This is a genomic window from Nitrosomonas sp. H1_AOB3, from assembly GCF_015709435.1.
GTDB classification, from domain to species: domain Bacteria; phylum Pseudomonadota; class Gammaproteobacteria; order Burkholderiales; family Nitrosomonadaceae; genus Nitrosomonas; species Nitrosomonas europaea.
This window is the reverse complement of the sequence record NZ_CP054389.1, coordinates 2,132,979-2,149,820: the sequence shown is the minus strand read 5'-3', so window position 1 is coordinate 2,149,820 and position 16,842 is coordinate 2,132,979. Positions and strand designations below refer to the sequence as shown.

The following is a 16,842-nucleotide window of genomic DNA, read 5'->3' as shown; positions in this document are numbered from 1 at the left end:
GCATTATAGGCCGATCCGTTCAATGCCACCCATATAAGCCCGCAAAATCTCCGGAATGGTGATACTGCCATCTTCATTCTGATAATTTTCCAGAATGGCCACCAGTGTCCGCCCGACTGCCAGCCCGGAGCCATTGAGTGTATGCAGCAGCTCAGGTTTCTCCTGCCCCTTGCGGAAGCGTGCCTGCATGCGCCGCGCCTGGAATGCTTCACAATTACTGCATGACGAGATTTCCCGGTAGGCTTGCTGCGCAGGCAGCCATACTTCGATATCGTAAGTCTTGGCAGCAGAGAATCCCATGTCACCGGTACACAGCAGCATGACACGGTAAGGCAGCTCCAGCTTCTGGAGAATCTTTTCGGCATGGCCTACCAGTGATTCCAACGCTTCATGGGATTTTTCCGGATGAGTGATTTGTACGAGCTCGACCTTATCAAACTGGTGCTGGCGGATCAGTCCGCGGGTATCTCGGCCGTAACTCCCTGCCTCGGAACGAAAACAGGGCGTATGCGCGACAAATTGAAGCGGGAGATTTTCAAGTGGAACGATCGTGTTTCGTACAATGTTGGTAAGAGGGACTTCGGCAGTCGGGATGAGATGCAGACCTGCCGGACCTGTTTTGTCCGGGTTGTCTGCCTCTTCCTGAGCGCCGGACCGAACAGCGAAAAGATCCTGTTCAAATTTTGGCAGCTGTCCCGTACCCCGCAAACAGTCTGCATTGACCAGGTAGGGTACATAGACTTCGTTGTAGCCATTTTCCTGTGTGTGTGTGTCGAGCATGAATTGCGCCAGAGCACGATGAAGTCGCGCCAGTCCGCCTTTCAGCAGACTGAAGCGCGCACCACTCAGCTTTGCAGCCGTTTCAAAGTCGATCAGCTTGAGGTGTTCACCAATGCTGGCATGATCCTGCACCGGAAAATCAAACGTTTTCGGGGTCCCCCACCGCCGCATTTCCAGATTATCGTTTTCATCCTTGCCTGCTGGAACACTGTCGTGCGGCAGATTGGGAATTTCCAGCAATAGCTGTTGCAATCGGGTCTGAACGGCTTCGAGCTGATTTTCTGCCTGTTTGAGTTCATTGCCCATATTGGCCACTTCGGCCATGATCAGACTGACATCTTCACCCCGTTGCCTGGCAATTCCAATTTGTTTGGAGGCTGAATTACGTTTTGCCTGTAATGTCTGGGTCAGGGTTTGGACAGATTTTCGCTGGCTCTCCAGGGATTCGAAATCCGCTACGGGAAAGTCGTAACCTCTTTGCGTAAGGCGGGTAATGATGTTTTGCAGATTGCTGCGTAATTGTTGGATATCTAGCATGTGTAAACGGGCTCCACGAATCAACGACTGGCGGGCTGTCCAACCAGGTTGATATAAAGTGTCTGCTTATTCAGGAAAATCATTCCGGGAGTCTCGATCAGCGAGTAGGCAATCGAGCAGAACAGCAAATATTAGCACTGCAATGGCTCTTCCGGATTGGAAATAGATGTTTGCGGACTTTTTCTGGCCTGAAAAACGGGTATCGTCGAGCAGATCAATCTTCAAAACTGCAGAGCGAAAACAGTCGATGACCTTGCTGACGCAGTCGCCTGCTTCCACCGATATCAGGCAAATCGATCACGAAACAGCATTCAATCACTTCTCCACCTGCCTCTTGAACCAGCTTGATTGCAGCTTCCATCGTTCCACCTGTTGCAATCAGATCATCGATCAGTAATACGCGATCCCCTTTATCGATCGCATCCACGTGAATCTCGACTTTGTCATAACCGTATTCCAGCTGATAATCGCAGCCAATGGTTTCGGCCGGTAATTTACCTTGTTTGCGAACAGGAACGAACCCGGCGCTCAGTGCATACGCAACCGGTGCAGCAATGATGAATCCACGTGATTCAATGCCGACGACTTTATCGATCTTTTCGGTTTGATAGCGTTGAACGATTCCATCGATGGTCGAGCGCAGTCCAGCCGGATCTTTCAGGAGTGTGGTGATATCCCGGAACATGATGCCTTCATGGGGGTAATGCGGGATGGTACGGATACGTGATTTGATTGACATATAAAGAAGGGCGGCAAGCTGAATCGGGATGGGATCAGTCAGGATGGGTGTGTGACTGGATTTGATTGGTTTTCAACCTGATGCTTTGTCAGAACGGTGATACAGGCCAATCAGTTCAGTCCGGGCAATGATATGTCCTTGCATGGCCTTTTCCAGAATTGCTTTGGTTGGCTGATTCAAATCAGGCAACAGGGTATCCAGTGCGTACAATTTATGAAAATAGCGATGGGTTCCGATGGGTGGACAGGGTCCGCCATAGCCGGTTCGTTCCCAGTCATTTACACCTTCGAGCGTGCCTGAGGGTAATTCAGCAACGGTTACTCGTTCTGGTAATTTGCGAGTGGCAGGCGGGATATTGTAAAGAATCCAGTGTACCCACGTCATCTTGGGTGCCTGCGGATCGGGAGCATCCGGGTCATCCACGATCAACACCAGACTTCTGGTATTTTCCGGTACCCCGGTCCAAGCGAGTTCCGGTGAAAAATCCTTACCATCACAAGTATGGCACACCGGAATCAAACCCTGGTGGGAAAAAGATGGAGATGTCAAACTGAGAGCCATGATTCTCTTTCTATGCCAGATAAAAAACTGTCATCAACCCACATTTTATCGTGTAGCTGATGCCGCTGTTCTTTTGAGATATTAGATGAATGAAGCATGCAGGCTGATTTGTTGACCATTATTGCATGCTTCGATACGGCAGGATTTAAGCGTTTGCAGCTTTTTTCGAGCGCATGAAAATGAAAGTACCTACTCCGCCTACGACAGCAAGTAAAATCATTTCCAGCATGCCAAAATTGGATCCATGGTCGTGACCACCGCCGCCTCCGACATGCAACGGGATTTTGACTGCAGTTTTAACCTGGCCTGCACTGTCTTCCGTTTCGAGCTGAACCGTATATTGTCCGAGATGCTCCAGGTTGGTGGCAACGACGATAATGCCGGATGAATATTTCTCGGCAGGCATGTACAGCACTTCATGTGCTCCATGATCACTATTTTCGTGTCCTTCCATCAGGACTCTCACGGCAATGGGAACTTCGCGTGTCTGGGAATCGGAAAGCTCGACCGTCATGTTGATTTTGCCAGCATCAGGAAGGTGATTGCAGTACGAGTGCATAGGAGGGATATTCCCTTCAGGAACTTCATAGACACTGACTGTTACCGGGAAATCCCCTCCTTCAATTTTGCATCCGCCGGCATCATGATGTCCCTCATGTGCAAGCATTAGCTGGGCCGATGCAGGTGCCGACAATAAAAATATTGATAATGCGAGGCATAGCCCTGCAATGCCACTATTTCGAAGAACCTTGTTCATATTCTCTCCACTTTATAATCTTGAGTTCCAACGCTATTAAAATATATTTCTTTTTCAGCCAGTTTATTGATTTCAGCCTGATTCGTCCTCATCAACGATTACATGAGCCGCGGCTGGATTGTATAACAAAAAACGCGGCAAGCAGTATAACGATGTATTTCCATGACAGGTTTGTCACCTTCGTTCCTGTTGGCTCAACAGGCCATATTTTCTGCTATGCCTGATTAGGTATGTTTCCCCGGTACGGGGTTCCTTAGACGGGTTATCCGTCAATCGTAATACTGCAGGATATCCAGCGGATACCTTTTCCCGGCGTGATAATCTTCGATACATTGCATCACCAGAGGTGTGCGATGCATTGCCTGTTTTGCACGGATTTCATCGATGCTGAACCAGGCTGCCCGTACGATACCGGTATCCAGTTTTCTGTCAGGGTCAAAAGAAACAACCTGGCCGGAGAAGGTAAAGCGCAGGTAGGTGGTACCATTCGAAGCGCAAGTCCAATGATAAATACCGGTCAACACTTCAGGCAGAAAACTATGGCCGGTTTCTTCCAGTACCTCGCGGCTGCATGCCTGGATGATGGATTCACCGGGCTCCAGGTGACCAGCCGGCTGGTTGAGTTTTATTGCAGTGCCTCTGGGAATTTCTTCTACTAATAGATATTTGTCATCCTGTTCAATGACAGCGGCAACGGTGACATTGGGCTTCCAGGTCATAGGCAGGTGTGTAAAGTAAATTGTTCAAAAAAACGGAAATCAGGATCGTATGAACCCGGGTATCCATCAGGGGTTCGCTTGTAATTTCAGCTTGTAAATCCTGTTTACCCATGCAACGATTACCTGTGATTACTTTTATTCAGGAACTAAAAATGGCAAGTGAAACCGGACGTATGAGTGTATCAGTGACACCAGAAAAACAACAAAAATTAGATGCTATTGCAAGCAGTTTGGATCGTTCCCGGAATTGGTCAACCTGGTCGTGTTTCTGGTACGCACGAGATAGTAATGAATGAGTTTCCATACATTCTCGTCTATCAGGTAACCAGTAAGGATATTCGCATCCTGGTTGTCATGCATACAGCCAGAAAATGGCCCCAAAATTTTAAACGTTCTCGCTAATATGTCGCGCATAGAATTTATCCCGAAAATTGGGATGATGCATTGAATCATTTCCAGCAATGGCTGGAGAATAATCCGAACGATGCGGGTTGTACCTCACCGCATCCTGCCGCGCACGCCACTTGCTGCTGATCTGGCATGATATTTTCTTCTCATGTAATCCTTGCCAGATCAACAGATAGGTAAACCTCAGTAACTATAGCGAACACTCGCTAGAAAATTGCGGGGTTCGCCGTAAAAGTTGCCAGCACTCGGATTAGTGAACCGCCCCGGGGCGATTCAGTCTGGATACGTTCGCGATTGTCGAACAGAGGGATGGTAAACTGATTTATGATTTGCCGAAGGTGTCGTATTGAATCCAGTCATGGCCATCGTTGTGCGGTGGGATTGACTGCCCCCCCGATTATTCAGGGTACCCAATTGAAACAGGTCATATGCACATTTCTTTCATCATTCCGGCTTTCAACGAAGAGCAGCTGATCGAGCCGTGTCTGCGTTCGGTTACCGATGCAGTGGCAGCCAATCGATCGTACGGCTATATCAGTGAAATCATCGTGGTGGATAACAATTCTACTGATGCAACCGCGCAACTGGCTAAACAGGCTGGGGCACAAGTCGTGTTCGAGCCGGTCAATCATATCGCACGAGCCAGAACTGCCGGTGCAGGCGCTGCTCGGGGAGATTGGCTGATATTCATGGATGCGGATTGCCTGTTGAATGCCGGTCTGGTGGGAGATATTTTTGAGTTGATCAGGCAGGGCAGGCACATAGGTGCAGGCAGCACGCTCTATATGCCGGGCCAGCCCTGGTGGGCGGAAATGTTGCTGCGGATATGGACATTTCTGTCAGTCCAGCTCGGTTGGGCTGCGGGTGCACTGATAGTGTGCAATGCAGCAGCATTCAGGGAAGTGGGCGGGTTTGATCTGACCCTTTACGCCGCGGAAGAAATTGATCTGAGCCAGAAATTGAAAAAATACGGGCGTAAGCGCAAACTCAAGTTTGCGATTCTGAATGCCCATCCGCTCGAAACTTCGTCGAGGAAGACGCAGTTGTATAGCGGATGGGAAATCGTTGGACAGTTTCTGCGCCTGGTGCTGTCCCCGCTCGGGACGTTACGCAACAAAAAGAAATTACCGATGTGGTACGACGGCAGGCGCTGATCCTGTCATTCCGAGTGGAAAAGGCCGCATATTCTTACCGGCGCTGCCTGTTTCTGATCTTCTTTTGATTGAGATGAGTTCAGGGCTCGCAGGTGTCTGAAAATACGACCTCACTGAACCGTGCACCGGGTGTCAGAACCTGCAACCTGTCGAGCGAAATCAATTCGACCTGCTGCGACCCGGATTCGGTTTCAAGCAGCAAAAATTCCCGCTTCTCTGCATCGGTCAGAATATCCTTTGCCTTGCCTTCCACGGTTGACTGATCTTTCAGAATCAACCTGACCTGATAGCTATACATACAGGCTACTTCGATATAGTCGTGCAAATCGCAGGAAATCAGGGAATGAGCCATGTTGATATCCAAAAATAAAACACACCCACCATTTTAACTGCATCTGCCAATCGGGCGGAAAGGTTTGATCGATGCAGGCAGTTTGTCGGAATTTTTTACATTCCCTGTTATTTGTCTGTTCATCATTGAAATTACAGATAATTTCTCCCGTTTTCCGGTTTTTTTATGAGAAAAAATACGTAATTTCACCCGGAAAATCTCAAAAAATTACTTGCAGCGTATCAGAAGCCGTCGATAATTTTGACATGACATGACATTGCTATAATTCCATTATTTATTATTGTTATTCAATTATTTATGTGAATGGCATGAAAATTGCCTGGGTGATGTTGAGTGCTTAGCTGCTTTCTGTTGGTTGAGGTGCTCAGTGTTACATTTTTATCCTACTAAAGTAGATTTGATTTCTAACTGGAACAATAATAATAGGAATAATTATATGAAAGTAAGTCTTAATTTAATTACAACTTCGATGCTGATCGGATTACCAATGCTGGCACAAGCAGAGGTATTTACAATTCCTCAGAGTTCTCTCATACCCTTTACTACGCTCTGGACGGATGATCTTGGCATTTCTATAGGTAATACACTTGTAATGACTGGTGGAGGTAGCGCTGCAAATGTTGGTGATCCCACTGGGAGAAATGATGACGGTTTTAGCGGACCAATCAGTTTTGGGTCGGATTTCAGCGGTTTGACGCTTTTTGGCACAACATATTCGCAATTTTACGCAAATAACAATGGAAATATCAGTTTTGGCAATGGTATATCTGCATTTACTCCGATGGGCCTGCAAGGAGCAACACAACCGATAATATCGGCGTTTTTTGCTGACGTGGACACACGTAATGCTGCTAGTGGAGTGATGTCCTTCCAGACGCATACTACAGCTGCTGGTAGTGAAGTTATTATTGCATGGCCAAGTGTGGGGTACTATAGTCAACAAGCTACTCCATTAAATACATTTCAGCTCGTTGTACGCGAAGATGATTACCTGATTCCTGATGGAGAGGGTCAAATTGGGTTCTTCTGGACTACGATGGGGTGGGAAGTTGGTAGTGCTAGTGGCGGTGGAAGTGGAGGCTTATGTTCAGGCATTGGTGGTATTGGAACAGGTTGTGTTCCGGCTGCCGTAGGTTTTGGTGATGGGCTTAATAATGGCTATGTACTTGAGGGTTCTACTCTGAATGGGATTGCTGGCGTATTACAAAACCATCGTTTATGGGTAAATCTTAGTGATGGTGGTGTTCCAGTAATTGATCCGGGTGCAGTTCCAGAGCTGGGTACTTTAGCACTCCTGAGTATTGGCCTTGCAGGTTTAGGTATTAAGCGTCGCTACAAAGCAAAAATAGCCTGATCATTCTTAGCGTTCAATAGATCAGTTGCACATAAACTAAACAATAATCGACTAAAGTCGATTATTGTTTAGGGTTTGAGCCATTTGACTTTGTTTAATTTCGATATTGTGACCTTTGCCTGTGCGCATCTCCTGTACACGAACAAATACGATTTTTGACGATACTAGCCGTTTTTTGTTCTTTCTGTACCGTATGGGGGCTCGTTCTATACGACCTATCGTTAGAGGTGATTATTTTTAATTCGATATCTACTGAAAACAAGCCGCTATAAGGTAATTTCTTTCAGTACATCAGGCCGGCGTTCAGCAATGGTAATTAATGTCTTGGCTGCGCCACTCGGTTGACGGCGACCTTGTTCGCAATCCTCAAGATTCTGATTGATACGCCTAACAGTCTGGCAAAATCAGAGATTGTGACAGGCCGGATTTCAGTCGTGCCGCAGTAACAGGGGAAATTTCAACTTTATGAATCCGGCCCGCACGCCCTGATTTCATTTGCGCGACGGATTCCAGCAGTTCGGCACCCAGATCGCGCTTGGCATCACGTTCCTTCAATTCTTTTTCGGTCATTGGCACGTTATTTTTCCTTAATTGCTTTAAGCAGGTGTGCGGGAATGCTTTCATTTTTGTTTTTGGCATAAATCAGTAGTAACCAGATGATTCTATCTATTTTTTATGAGGAACTGCCGGCTTTACGTGTGTCGGTCCGAACGGTTGAGCGTGGTATCGAGCTGATGCAGGCGTTCAGGGGTGCCGATGTCCAACCACAAGCCCGGAAAATATGAGCCGGTGGCTTTCCCGGCAGCAATGGCCTGGCGCAGTAGGGGGGCGAGTTTCTCGGCTCGGCCGGAGGGCACATTTTCGAAAAGTACCGGATGATAGACCCCAATACCACTGAAAGTGAGTTTTCGGCAATCAGGGCGAGCTGATTCAACCAGTTTGCCGGTATCGTCGTGTAGGAAAAAGTCTCCTTCAGGGTGATGAGGGGGGTTATCCACCAGAATCAGGTGTGCCACCGTGTGTGTCGGGTGTGATTGCATGGATTGCAGAACCGGCTGCAGGATAGAAAAATCCATGTCACAGAAAATATCGGCGTTGATGGCAGCAAATGGCTGGTTCTTATCGGGGGTGGTGAGCAGGGGTAATGCGTTGGCAATTCCGCCCGCAGTTTCCAGTACAAGGGTTTCTGGTGAATAGTGGATATGGAGGCCATAGCGTTTGCCATCCTGCAGTGCAGCTTCGATCATGCTGCCGAGGTAGGCGTGGTTGATGACCACATTGGTAAAGTCTGCCTGCGCCAGTTTTTCCAGATGGTACTCGATCAACATTTTTCCGCCCACCTGCAGCAGAGGCTTGGGGCAGGTATCGGTGAGCGGCCGCATGCGTTCTCCCTTGCCTGCAGCCAGTATCATGACTTTGAACATCTGTGATGGATTCAATCAGAATGTGTAGCCGGTTTCAGCCTGCCTGTCTTCCAGTCGATCCAGCAATCGGCTCAATGGATGGAGCTCACTGTAGCGTTCGCAGGTTTGCCGCAGATATTGCATGACTGCGGGCATGTCTTGCAGGTAGGTGGGTTTGTTATCCCGGTAGCAAAGTCGAGCAAAGATTCCCAGTACCTTGAGATGCCGCTGTACTCCCATCCATTCAAAATCCCGGTAGAAAATCGAGAAATCGGTTGCAACCGGCAGTCCGGCGTGGCGCGTTTTTTCCCAGTAGCGGATCATCCAGTCCAGTATTTGTGCTTCTTCCCATTGTATGTAGGCATCTTTGAACAGGGATACCAGATCATAGGTGATGGGCCCCAGAACGGCATCCTGAAAATCGATGATTCCCGGGTTGGGGGTGGATACCATCAGATTGCGGCTGTGGTAGTCTCGGTGTACGAACACTTGCGGTTGTGCGAGATTATTAGCGAGAATCAGGTTGAAAACGGTCTTTAGTGTATTTTTCTGATCATCGTCCGGCGGGGCGTGCAGGTGTCGTGTCATGTACCAGTCAGGAAAAAGCTCCAGCTCGCGGGAAAGCAGTATCCGGTCGTACTCGGGGAATATATTTTTCTGGCTGGCACACTGGATTTTGATCAATGCGTCAATGGCATCCTGGTAAAGCCGGTTGGCATTTTCAGGGGCTGCGGTCAGTGCCTGCAGGTAAGTGGTGGTGCCGAGGTCGGACAGCAGTAAAAAACCTTGATTCAGGTCTTGTGCGACGATGGCGGGTACATGAACGGATGCACGGGAAAAAATGCTGGCTGCATGCAAGAACGGCCGGCAGTCTTCCTGCTGTGGCGGAGCATCCATCACGATCAGTGTTTTTCCGGGAAGAGATACACGAAAATAGCGGCGAAAACTGGCATCCGCCGAGGCAGGCGACAAAGTGCAGGGCTGATCGGGATAAAGGACTTTCAGCCAGTATTCCAGAAGTTGCAGACGATCCATCGAAGCTGATTGGTTAAGGTAGAGGAAGCAGCTTTTATATTGATTGCCGATTGAGGCGGAAGCTGCTGATTTGTGTTTGCCTGTTGATTGAAAATATGAGATTTTATCCCGGAAGCCGATGATAAGACTTTGAAATTTTAATGGAGAGAGAAGAGATGTTGGATAAAAATGTGTTAAACGAGATCGGCAGCAAGGTAAACGAAATTCTGGCCAGCAGTCCAGCCAGAGATGTCGAGAAAAATATGCGGGCCATGCTGACCAGTGCCTTTGCACGGCTGGACCTGGTTACACGCGAAGAATTCGATGTGCAGCAGGAGGTTATTAAACGCACACGTATCAAATTGGCTGAACTGGAAGAAAAAGTACGCAAACTGGAACAACAATTACAGCAGCCGGCAGAAGTGGTTTCATCGAATGAAACGGGAGATGCCTGTTGCGAAACACAACCGTAACGGGTGATAACGGGCGCCAGTTGTGCAGGATGTTGATAAGCGACACTTGTATTTTGTTTGAGTGATCGATCTTCTCCATGTCACTGGCCATTCTTTACAGCCGTGCATTATGTGGCATGGATGCGCCTCTGGTGACTGTTGAGGTGCATCTTTCCAATGGTCTTCCAAAATTTACCATTGTTGGTCTCCCTGAGACGGAAGTCAGAGAGAGTAAGGATAGAGTGCACGCTGCCATACTGAACGGGCGTTTCAAATTTCCTGCACGGCGGATTACCGTCAATCTGGCTCCAGCTGATTTACCCAAGGAAAGCGGACGTTTCGATCTGCCGATCGCCTTGGGTATATTGGCTGCCAGTGGGCAAATTCCCGCAGACAGGCTGAATCAGTACGAATGGGCGGGAGAATTATCACTCGATGGCCGGTTGCGTCCCATTCGTGGTGCATTGGCCATGACCTACAGTGCATCCCGTTCAGGTCGCGGTTTCGTGTTGCCGGAACAGAATGCCGGGGAAGCGGCGCTGGTTCAGGAGGCGAAGATTTATCCTGCTACTTCATTGTTGCAGTTGTGCGCTTATTTGACCGGTCAGAAAGCGTGGGAACCCTACAGTACCAAGCCGAATGATGAGGAAACTGCAGGCAGCTATCCGGATATGGGAGAGGTCAAAGGCCAGATGCAGGCGAAGCGTGCACTGGAGATTGCGGCAGCAGGTGGTCACAGTGTGTTGATGATCGGGCCGCCAGGTACCGGGAAATCCATGCTGGCGCGGCGTATACCGGGTATTTTGCCGCCCATGACCGGGCAGGAGGCACTGGAATCGGCTGCTATCCAATCCTTGGGCAGCGGTAGATTCAATTTGACTGATTGGAAGCGTCGCCCTTTCCGAGCACCGCATCATACGGCATCTGCGGTAGCACTGGTCGGTGGAGGGGGTATTCCACGTCCAGGTGAGATTTCACTGGCAATGCATGGTGTTTTATTTCTCGATGAGCTGCCTGAATTTGACCGGCGAGTGCTGGAAGTGCTGCGTGAACCACTCGAATCCGGTTACATTACCATTTCACGAGCTACACAGCGCGCAGATTTTCCGGCCAGATTCCAGCTCATTGCTGCGATGAACCCCTGCCCCTGTGGTTATCTCGGGCATTACGAGGGAAAGTGCCGTTGTACGCCTGATCAGGTGGCGCGCTATCGCGGCAAAATATCTGGCCCGCTGCTGGATCGTATCGATATTCAGATTGAAGTGCCTGCTTTGCCGAAGGAAGATTTGTTGCGCCCGGGGCCGGGTGAACCGAGTGCCGTTATCCGGTCAAGGACGACTGCTGCCCGACAGCGTCAGTTGGACCGTCAAAATGTACCCAACACGGAGCTGAGGGTGCAGGAGATAGAAAAACTTTGTCATCCGGATGCAGAGGGTAAATGCATGCTGGAACGGGCCATGACTCGCCTGAATATGTCGGCACGGGCTTATCACAGGATACTGAAACTGGCTCGAACCATTGCGGATTTATCAGGCAGTGAGCCCATTCTGGGAAAACATGTGGCGGAAGCCATTCAATATCGCCGTATGGATATAAGCTGATTATCCGGATACGCGCCAGATCAGTATCTCAATAGTAATCAGCAGTGCGGGCGCAGTTCTCGAATCTGGTAAATTCTCCTAGAAAGGTGAGATCGACCTTGCCAATCGGCCCGTTACGCTGCTTGCCTATGATGATTTCTGCGATACCTTTGTCTGGAGTATCCGGGTTGTAAACTTCATCCCGATAAATAAACAGGATCACATCGGCGTCCTGTTCGATGGCGCCTGATTCACGCAAATCAGACATGATCGGGCGTTTGTTGGGACGTTGTTCGAGGCCACGGTTCAACTGTGACAAAGCGATTACGGGAACCTGCAGTTCTTTTGCCAGTGCTTTCAGTGAGCGTGAAATTTCCGAAATTTCGGCAGCACGGTTTTCACTGCCGGGTGAGGTGGCTGACATCAGTTGCAGGTAGTCGATAATGATGAGTCCCAGCCCTTCATATTGCCGGTACAAGCGCCGGGCGCGGGCACGCAATTCCAGAGAGTTTAATCCTGCGCTTTCATCGATGAATATCGGTGCATCATTCAGTTTACCCAGTGCGTGGGTAAGCCTCGGCCAGTCATCATCATTCAGTTGGCCGGTACGCATTTTATGCTGATCCAGTCGGCCGATGGATCCCAGCATACGCATGGCAAGCTGCACACCTCCCATTTCCATGCTGAACACGGCTACCGGTTTGCTGGTTTCCAGTGCGACATGCTCACCGATATTGAGAGCAAAGGCTGTTTTTCCCATCGAAGGCCGTCCGGCAACAATAATCAGATCGCCGGGCTGGAAGCCGGAAGTTTTCTGGTCGAGGTCATTGAAACCAGAGGGGATACCGGTGATATCACTGGGATTGCTGCGGTTATAGAGTACTTCGATTCGCTCTACTACCTGTTTCAGCAGTGGCTGGATATCGACAAATCCCTGTTTGCCATGTGCACTTTGTTCTGCAATCTCAAATATTCTGCTTTCCGCTTCATCCAGCAGATCACCTGCTGAGCGGCCTGCCGGGTTGTAGGCCGAGTCAGTGATTTGTGTGCTGACTTGTGCCAGCTTGCGCATGATCGAGCGTTCCCGGACAATTTCTGCATACCGGCGAATGTTGGCTGCAGACGGGGTATTCTGTGCAATGGCACCGATATAGGCCAGCCCTCCTGCATGTTGCAGTTGGGCTGCATTTTCGAGAGATTCGGCAACGGTAATGACATCTGCCGGTTTGTTCTGCTCTATGAGCCGGGAGATGTGCTGGTAAATGAGTTGATGATCCTGACGATAAAAGTCACTTTCGATGATGATGTCCGCTACTTTATCCCAAGCCTGATTATCCAGCATGAGCCCGCCCAGGACGGATTGTTCAGCCTCGATAGAGTGTGGCGGAAGTTTATAGATATTATCTTCGGCAAGGTTCTGGATAAAGCTGCTGGTGAGTTGATTCATGGGGACGATTAAGGGCTAAGAGCAGAATCAGGATAGTACCATTTTGATGCGGAAACAAAAAAAGGACCAGAGACAGTCCTTTCTTTGTTTGATGCTTACCAGGGATATCAGATTGTCGTTTCGCCCAATACTGATACGGTAATATGTGCCGATACTTCGCTGTGAAGTACAACGGTGACTGTATAATCACCTATCTGTTTGATTTGTCCCTCAGGCATGCGAATCATGGATTTTTCAACTGGAAAATCCTGCTTGCGCAATTCCTCAGTGATATTTGCACTGGTAACCGAACCAAAAAGCTTGCCATCTACTCCTGCTTTCTGGGATATCTGAACGAGCAAGCCATCCAGTCTGGCTGCTTGTGCGCTGGCAGCTGCTAAAATCTCGGATTGCTTTTTCTCCAGTTCCGCGCGCTGTGCTTCAAACTCGGCAATGACCTTCTCGGTTACTCTTCTGGCTTTTCCTTGTGGGATCAGATAATTGCGGGCATAGCCCGGTTTGACGTTTACGATACTGCCCAGTGAGCCCAATTTGGCGATTTTTTCCAACAAAATTACTTGCATGTTATCTCTCCTGGTTGCTTAGTGCTGATCAGTATAAGGTAGCAGTGCAAGAAAGCGGGCGCGCTCGATGGCGAGGTTCAACTGCCGCTGATAATATGCACGCGTGCCGGTAATTCTGGCTGGAATGATCCTGCCGTTTTCACTGACGAAGTCTTTCAGTAAATCGATATCTTTATAATCGATATGCTTGATTCCTTCAGCAGTGAAACGGCAAAATTTCTTGCGTTTGAAAAGAGGCCGGTTTGCCATCCGGTCTTTCATCCTTTTGTCTGCATCCTTGTTTCTTGAGAATCTCATATCGTTTCTCCACTAGTGCGTGTCTGGTATTTTATTTCAGATGATCCGGGTGTCACGTACATGTAAAACCAGCTGATTGCTCAAACGGTTTTTTTTAGCAATGAAACCGGTAATTTCGACGTTACTGCCAGATCCTATACGAATAATTTTTTCAGCTGTTTCTGCTATGGCGATCGCTTCAAATTCAAACTCGATTCTACGTTGAATACCTGCTTCCTGCTGATTTGAACAATGACTCAGCTTGAATTCGGCAATCATGAGGCCGGCAGGTGTATAACGAGGTGAAGCCAGATCAGTGATTGTTCCACTGATAATCACCTGATTCCGGTTGATCGATGATTCCGGATCAGGGTTTGGGATCACTTTCCTCGGTTGTTCGGGTATCTTCGCCGGGAGAATCAGCCGTTTTTGCTTTGGCTGGAGCAGTATTCTCACTATCGTCATCCGAGGAATGGGGTGGTCTGGATTTTCCTTCCTGCATCATCGGAGAAGGGGTTGTGATCGGGCCATTCATACGAATGACGAGATGACGAAGGATGGCGTCGTTAAATTTAAAGCTGTGTTCCAGTTCATTCAAGGACTCTTGGTCGCACTCGATATTCATCAGCACGTAATGTGCTTTATGCAGCTTTTGTATAGGATAGGTTAACTGCCTGCGTCCCCAATCTTCCAGCCTGTGAATTTTTCCGGATCTGCCAGTGACGATATTGCTGTAGCGCTCAGTCATCGCAGATACTTGCTCACTCTGATCAGGGTGGACAATAAATACGATTTCGTAATGCCTCATGATTTCCTTATAGGTAAAGCCTTCTGGTTACATTAAACAAGTAAGGCAAGGGATTAACAAATATGCATGTCATGACGACGATCGCATAAAACGGTCTTCTTTTTTGAAGATGCCTGGATATCAGGCTGCGTAATTTTACTTGATCGGCGGATAAACTTCAAAAAATTAGATACTTTCTGGAGAGGAGTTATATCTATATGCGTAATACTGCCAAAATGCATTTGAGCGTACAGAAGCACTGGTAATCCGGGGATTCCAGAAACTCGAGATAGAAGCCACGAATCAAAAATGATATTGCCCTTTTGCATTGATTGACTAGGTAAGGTGATCAAGGTAGAATCGCCGCACTTTTTGTTGCGGCATTTCTTCTTGCTGTGCCCGTTGGAGTGAATGTTCCCGATTAAAAGCAGGCCGTTAAAAATCATTATATTCTGGCAGCTGGCGTTTGCAATACTGGCTGCCGTTTTGTGTGGCCTGCTTTCAGGAGTGAATGCTGCAATTTCAGGATTTCTCGGTGCAATCATCAGTGTGATTGCCGGGGCGGTATATGCGATTCTGGTATCGAGGCACAGCGGTTATTCAGCGAGTGGAACTTTGCGTACTGCTTTACGTGCTGAAACTGTAAAGATATTCATAATCATAATGTCGCTTTGGGCCGTATTCGCGATATTCGAGGGTTTGCAGCCTGTCATGTTTATTGGTTCATTTGTCGTTGCTGTATTGATATCAAGCATGGCAGTGTTTGTGCCTGAAAAATTAAATAAATAAAATGCTCTGATCAAAAGTGTGTAAGGGTAAATAAATGTCTTCAGAAGCTGAGTTAAATCCTACAACATATATACAGCACCATCTGACAAATCACACAATTAGTGTTGGTGATGGTGCGTTCTGGGTGTTGCATACAGATACGCTGTTCATGTCGGTGCTGCTTGGGGTGGTCAGTCTGGGTTTGATCTGGATGGTTGTTAGAAAAGCTACATCAGGAGTTCCCAGCAAGACACAGGCATTCGTTGAGTTATTGATCGAATTTATTGATGATCAGGTAAAGACGACATTTCATGGAAATCGCCACGCATTTGTGGCTCCTGCAGCGTTGACTATATTTGTCTGGGTTCTTCTGTTGAATGCGATGGATTTTCTGCCTATCGACATCATGGCATGGATTTATGAGCATATTTTTGGGCTCCATAACTGGAGAAGTGTGCCAACTGCCGATGTCAATACAACCTTTGCGCTGGCGTTGTCTATCTGGATACTGACCATTTATTTTGCTATCAAGGTTAAAGGATTTGGGGGGTGGGTTACAGAGCTGGTATGTACTCCATTTGGTAAGAATCCGTTGTTATGGCCCTTTAATCTGTTACTTAATGTGATTGAGTATATTTCGAAGCCGTTGTCACATTCGTTACGGTTGTTCGGAAATATGTACGCTGGTGAGATTATTTTTATGCTGTTGGGGATGTGGGCGGCGACAGGCGTAACCGGTACATTTTTTGGCGCCATACTTGGCGCTGGTTGGGCGATATTTCATATATTGATTGTGGTTTTGCAGGCATTTATTTTTATGATGTTGGCGGTGGTTTATCTTTCAATGGCTCATGAATCGCATTAATTAGTAAGATTTTTGTTATCAACTTGAACTAGAGGAAAAAATATGGAAAACGCTCAATTTCTTGCAATGATTCAGGCGTATACAGGGATCGGTATCGGGCTGATGATTGGTCTGGGTGCCGCAGGTGCTTGTATCGGTGTGGGTGTGATGTGCGGTAGATTTCTGGAAGGTGCGGCTCGTCAGCCTGAAATGATTCCAACTCTGCAAGGCAAGGTATTTCTGCTTCTGGGGCTGACCGATGCTTCGTTCATTATCGCCGTGGGTCTGGCAATGTTGTTTGCATTTGGTAATCCGCTGCTGGCTGTTATTCAGTAAGTAGTCTATTG

The 16,842-nt window shown here is 48.1% G+C and carries 21 protein-coding genes; 7 read left to right on the top strand and 14 right to left on the bottom strand.

What is annotated here, in order from left to right:
- Positions 1-3: 3 nt before the first annotated feature.
- The 5 genes from serS to HRU73_RS10040 all read right to left on the bottom strand — a co-directional run bounded on the left by serS (position 4) and on the right by HRU73_RS10040 (position 4,093).
- Positions 4-1,317 carry a serine--tRNA ligase gene (gene serS / locus HRU73_RS10060; RefSeq protein WP_287398596.1) on the bottom strand — a complete coding sequence of 438 codons (1,314 nt, stop codon included), beginning with the start codon at positions 1,315-1,317 and terminating at the stop codon, positions 4-6.
- Between the two features lie 214 nt (positions 1,318-1,531).
- Complete coding sequence (locus tag HRU73_RS10055) at positions 1,532-2,056, bottom strand: adenine phosphoribosyltransferase (protein WP_011110826.1); 525 nt, start codon at positions 2,054-2,056, stop codon at positions 1,532-1,534.
- Between the two features lie 72 nt (positions 2,057-2,128).
- Positions 2,129-2,617 carry a YbhB/YbcL family Raf kinase inhibitor-like protein gene (locus HRU73_RS10050; protein ID WP_287398595.1) on the bottom strand — a complete coding sequence of 163 codons (489 nt, stop codon included), beginning with the start codon at positions 2,615-2,617 and terminating at the stop codon, positions 2,129-2,131.
- A 145-nt stretch (positions 2,618-2,762) separates the two neighbouring features.
- Positions 2,763-3,374 (bottom strand): hypothetical protein, encoded by a 612-nt coding sequence (locus HRU73_RS10045; RefSeq protein ID WP_011110828.1) that lies wholly within the window; start codon positions 3,372-3,374, stop codon positions 2,763-2,765.
- A 269-nt stretch (positions 3,375-3,643) separates the two neighbouring features.
- The gene (locus HRU73_RS10040) at positions 3,644-4,093 is read right to left on the bottom strand and encodes an NUDIX hydrolase (protein WP_011110829.1); all 450 of its coding nucleotides are present in this window, start codon (positions 4,091-4,093) and stop codon (positions 3,644-3,646) included.
- An 836-nt stretch (positions 4,094-4,929) separates the two neighbouring features.
- Between HRU73_RS10040 and HRU73_RS10035 the strand changes: the two genes are divergently transcribed.
- Positions 4,930-5,655, top strand: a complete 726-nt coding sequence (locus HRU73_RS10035; RefSeq protein WP_287398594.1) for a glycosyltransferase — start codon at positions 4,930-4,932, stop codon at positions 5,653-5,655.
- 79 nt (positions 5,656-5,734) lie between these two features.
- Here the strand turns inward: HRU73_RS10035 and HRU73_RS10030 are convergent, their stop codons facing one another.
- Entirely contained in the window at positions 5,735-6,007 is a 273-nt protein-coding gene (locus HRU73_RS10030; RefSeq protein WP_041356315.1) for a Rho-binding antiterminator, read from the bottom strand.
- Positions 6,008-6,374: 367 nt separating this feature from the next.
- Here HRU73_RS10030 and HRU73_RS10025 point away from each other — a divergent pair, with 367 nt between their 5' ends.
- Positions 6,375-7,361, top strand: coding sequence for a PEP-CTERM sorting domain-containing protein (locus HRU73_RS10025; RefSeq protein WP_287398593.1), 987 nt, complete (start codon positions 6,375-6,377; stop codon positions 7,359-7,361).
- A 387-nt stretch (positions 7,362-7,748) separates the two neighbouring features.
- On the opposite strand, the gene HRU73_RS10020 is transcribed toward HRU73_RS10025, so the two are convergent.
- The 3 genes from HRU73_RS10020 to HRU73_RS10010 form a co-directional block, all read right to left on the bottom strand.
- A complete protein-coding gene (locus HRU73_RS10020) occupies positions 7,749-7,937 on the bottom strand; it encodes a hypothetical protein (protein WP_287398592.1) in 189 nt (62 codons plus the stop codon).
- 116 nt (positions 7,938-8,053) lie between these two features.
- Positions 8,054-8,785 (bottom strand): N-acetylmuramate alpha-1-phosphate uridylyltransferase MurU, encoded by a 732-nt coding sequence (murU, locus tag HRU73_RS10015; RefSeq protein WP_287398591.1) that lies wholly within the window; start codon positions 8,783-8,785, stop codon positions 8,054-8,056.
- 15 nt (positions 8,786-8,800) lie between these two features.
- The gene (locus HRU73_RS10010; RefSeq protein ID WP_287398589.1) at positions 8,801-9,799 is read right to left on the bottom strand and encodes an aminoglycoside phosphotransferase family protein; all 999 of its coding nucleotides are present in this window, start codon (positions 9,797-9,799) and stop codon (positions 8,801-8,803) included.
- Between the two features lie 155 nt (positions 9,800-9,954).
- Between HRU73_RS10010 and HRU73_RS10005 the strand changes: the two genes are divergently transcribed.
- Positions 9,955-10,251, top strand: coding sequence for an accessory factor UbiK family protein (locus tag HRU73_RS10005; RefSeq protein ID WP_287398588.1), 297 nt, complete (start codon positions 9,955-9,957; stop codon positions 10,249-10,251).
- A 77-nt stretch (positions 10,252-10,328) separates the two neighbouring features.
- Positions 10,329-11,831: a YifB family Mg chelatase-like AAA ATPase gene (locus tag HRU73_RS10000; protein WP_287398587.1), complete on the top strand. Its 1,503-nt coding sequence runs from the start codon at positions 10,329-10,331 to the stop codon at positions 11,829-11,831.
- 28 nt (positions 11,832-11,859) lie between these two features.
- Here the strand turns inward: HRU73_RS10000 and dnaB are convergent, their stop codons facing one another.
- The 5 genes from dnaB to rpsF all read right to left on the bottom strand — a co-directional run bounded on the left by dnaB (position 11,860) and on the right by rpsF (position 14,904).
- Positions 11,860-13,257 carry a replicative DNA helicase gene (dnaB, locus tag HRU73_RS09995; RefSeq protein WP_276679247.1) on the bottom strand — a complete coding sequence of 466 codons (1,398 nt, stop codon included), beginning with the start codon at positions 13,255-13,257 and terminating at the stop codon, positions 11,860-11,862.
- Between the two features lie 107 nt (positions 13,258-13,364).
- Positions 13,365-13,820 (bottom strand): 50S ribosomal protein L9, encoded by a 456-nt coding sequence (gene rplI / locus HRU73_RS09990; protein WP_011110840.1) that lies wholly within the window; start codon positions 13,818-13,820, stop codon positions 13,365-13,367.
- Positions 13,821-13,838: 18 nt separating this feature from the next.
- Positions 13,839-14,117: a 30S ribosomal protein S18 gene (gene rpsR, locus HRU73_RS09985; protein WP_011110841.1), complete on the bottom strand. Its 279-nt coding sequence runs from the start codon at positions 14,115-14,117 to the stop codon at positions 13,839-13,841.
- Positions 14,118-14,153: 36 nt separating this feature from the next.
- The gene (gene priB / locus HRU73_RS09980; protein WP_011110842.1) at positions 14,154-14,480 is read right to left on the bottom strand and encodes a primosomal replication protein N; all 327 of its coding nucleotides are present in this window, start codon (positions 14,478-14,480) and stop codon (positions 14,154-14,156) included.
- Positions 14,464-14,904: a 30S ribosomal protein S6 gene (rpsF, locus tag HRU73_RS09975; RefSeq protein ID WP_287398585.1), complete on the bottom strand. Its 441-nt coding sequence runs from the start codon at positions 14,902-14,904 to the stop codon at positions 14,464-14,466. Before rpsF ends, priB begins: the two co-directional genes overlap by 17 nt.
- A gap of 390 nt (positions 14,905-15,294) precedes the next feature.
- On the opposite strand from rpsF, the gene HRU73_RS09970 reads away from it, so the two are divergent.
- From HRU73_RS09970 to atpE, 3 genes are read left to right on the top strand one after another with little or no spacing between them, the layout of a single operon-like run.
- Positions 15,295-15,672 carry an ATP synthase subunit I gene (locus HRU73_RS09970; protein ID WP_011110844.1) on the top strand — a complete coding sequence of 126 codons (378 nt, stop codon included), beginning with the start codon at positions 15,295-15,297 and terminating at the stop codon, positions 15,670-15,672.
- Between the two features lie 34 nt (positions 15,673-15,706).
- Complete coding sequence (gene atpB, locus HRU73_RS09965; RefSeq protein ID WP_011110845.1) at positions 15,707-16,516, top strand: F0F1 ATP synthase subunit A; 810 nt, start codon at positions 15,707-15,709, stop codon at positions 16,514-16,516.
- Between the two features lie 42 nt (positions 16,517-16,558).
- Positions 16,559-16,831, top strand: coding sequence for a F0F1 ATP synthase subunit C (gene atpE, locus HRU73_RS09960; protein WP_011110846.1), 273 nt, complete (start codon positions 16,559-16,561; stop codon positions 16,829-16,831).
- Positions 16,832-16,842 lie beyond the last annotated feature (11 nt).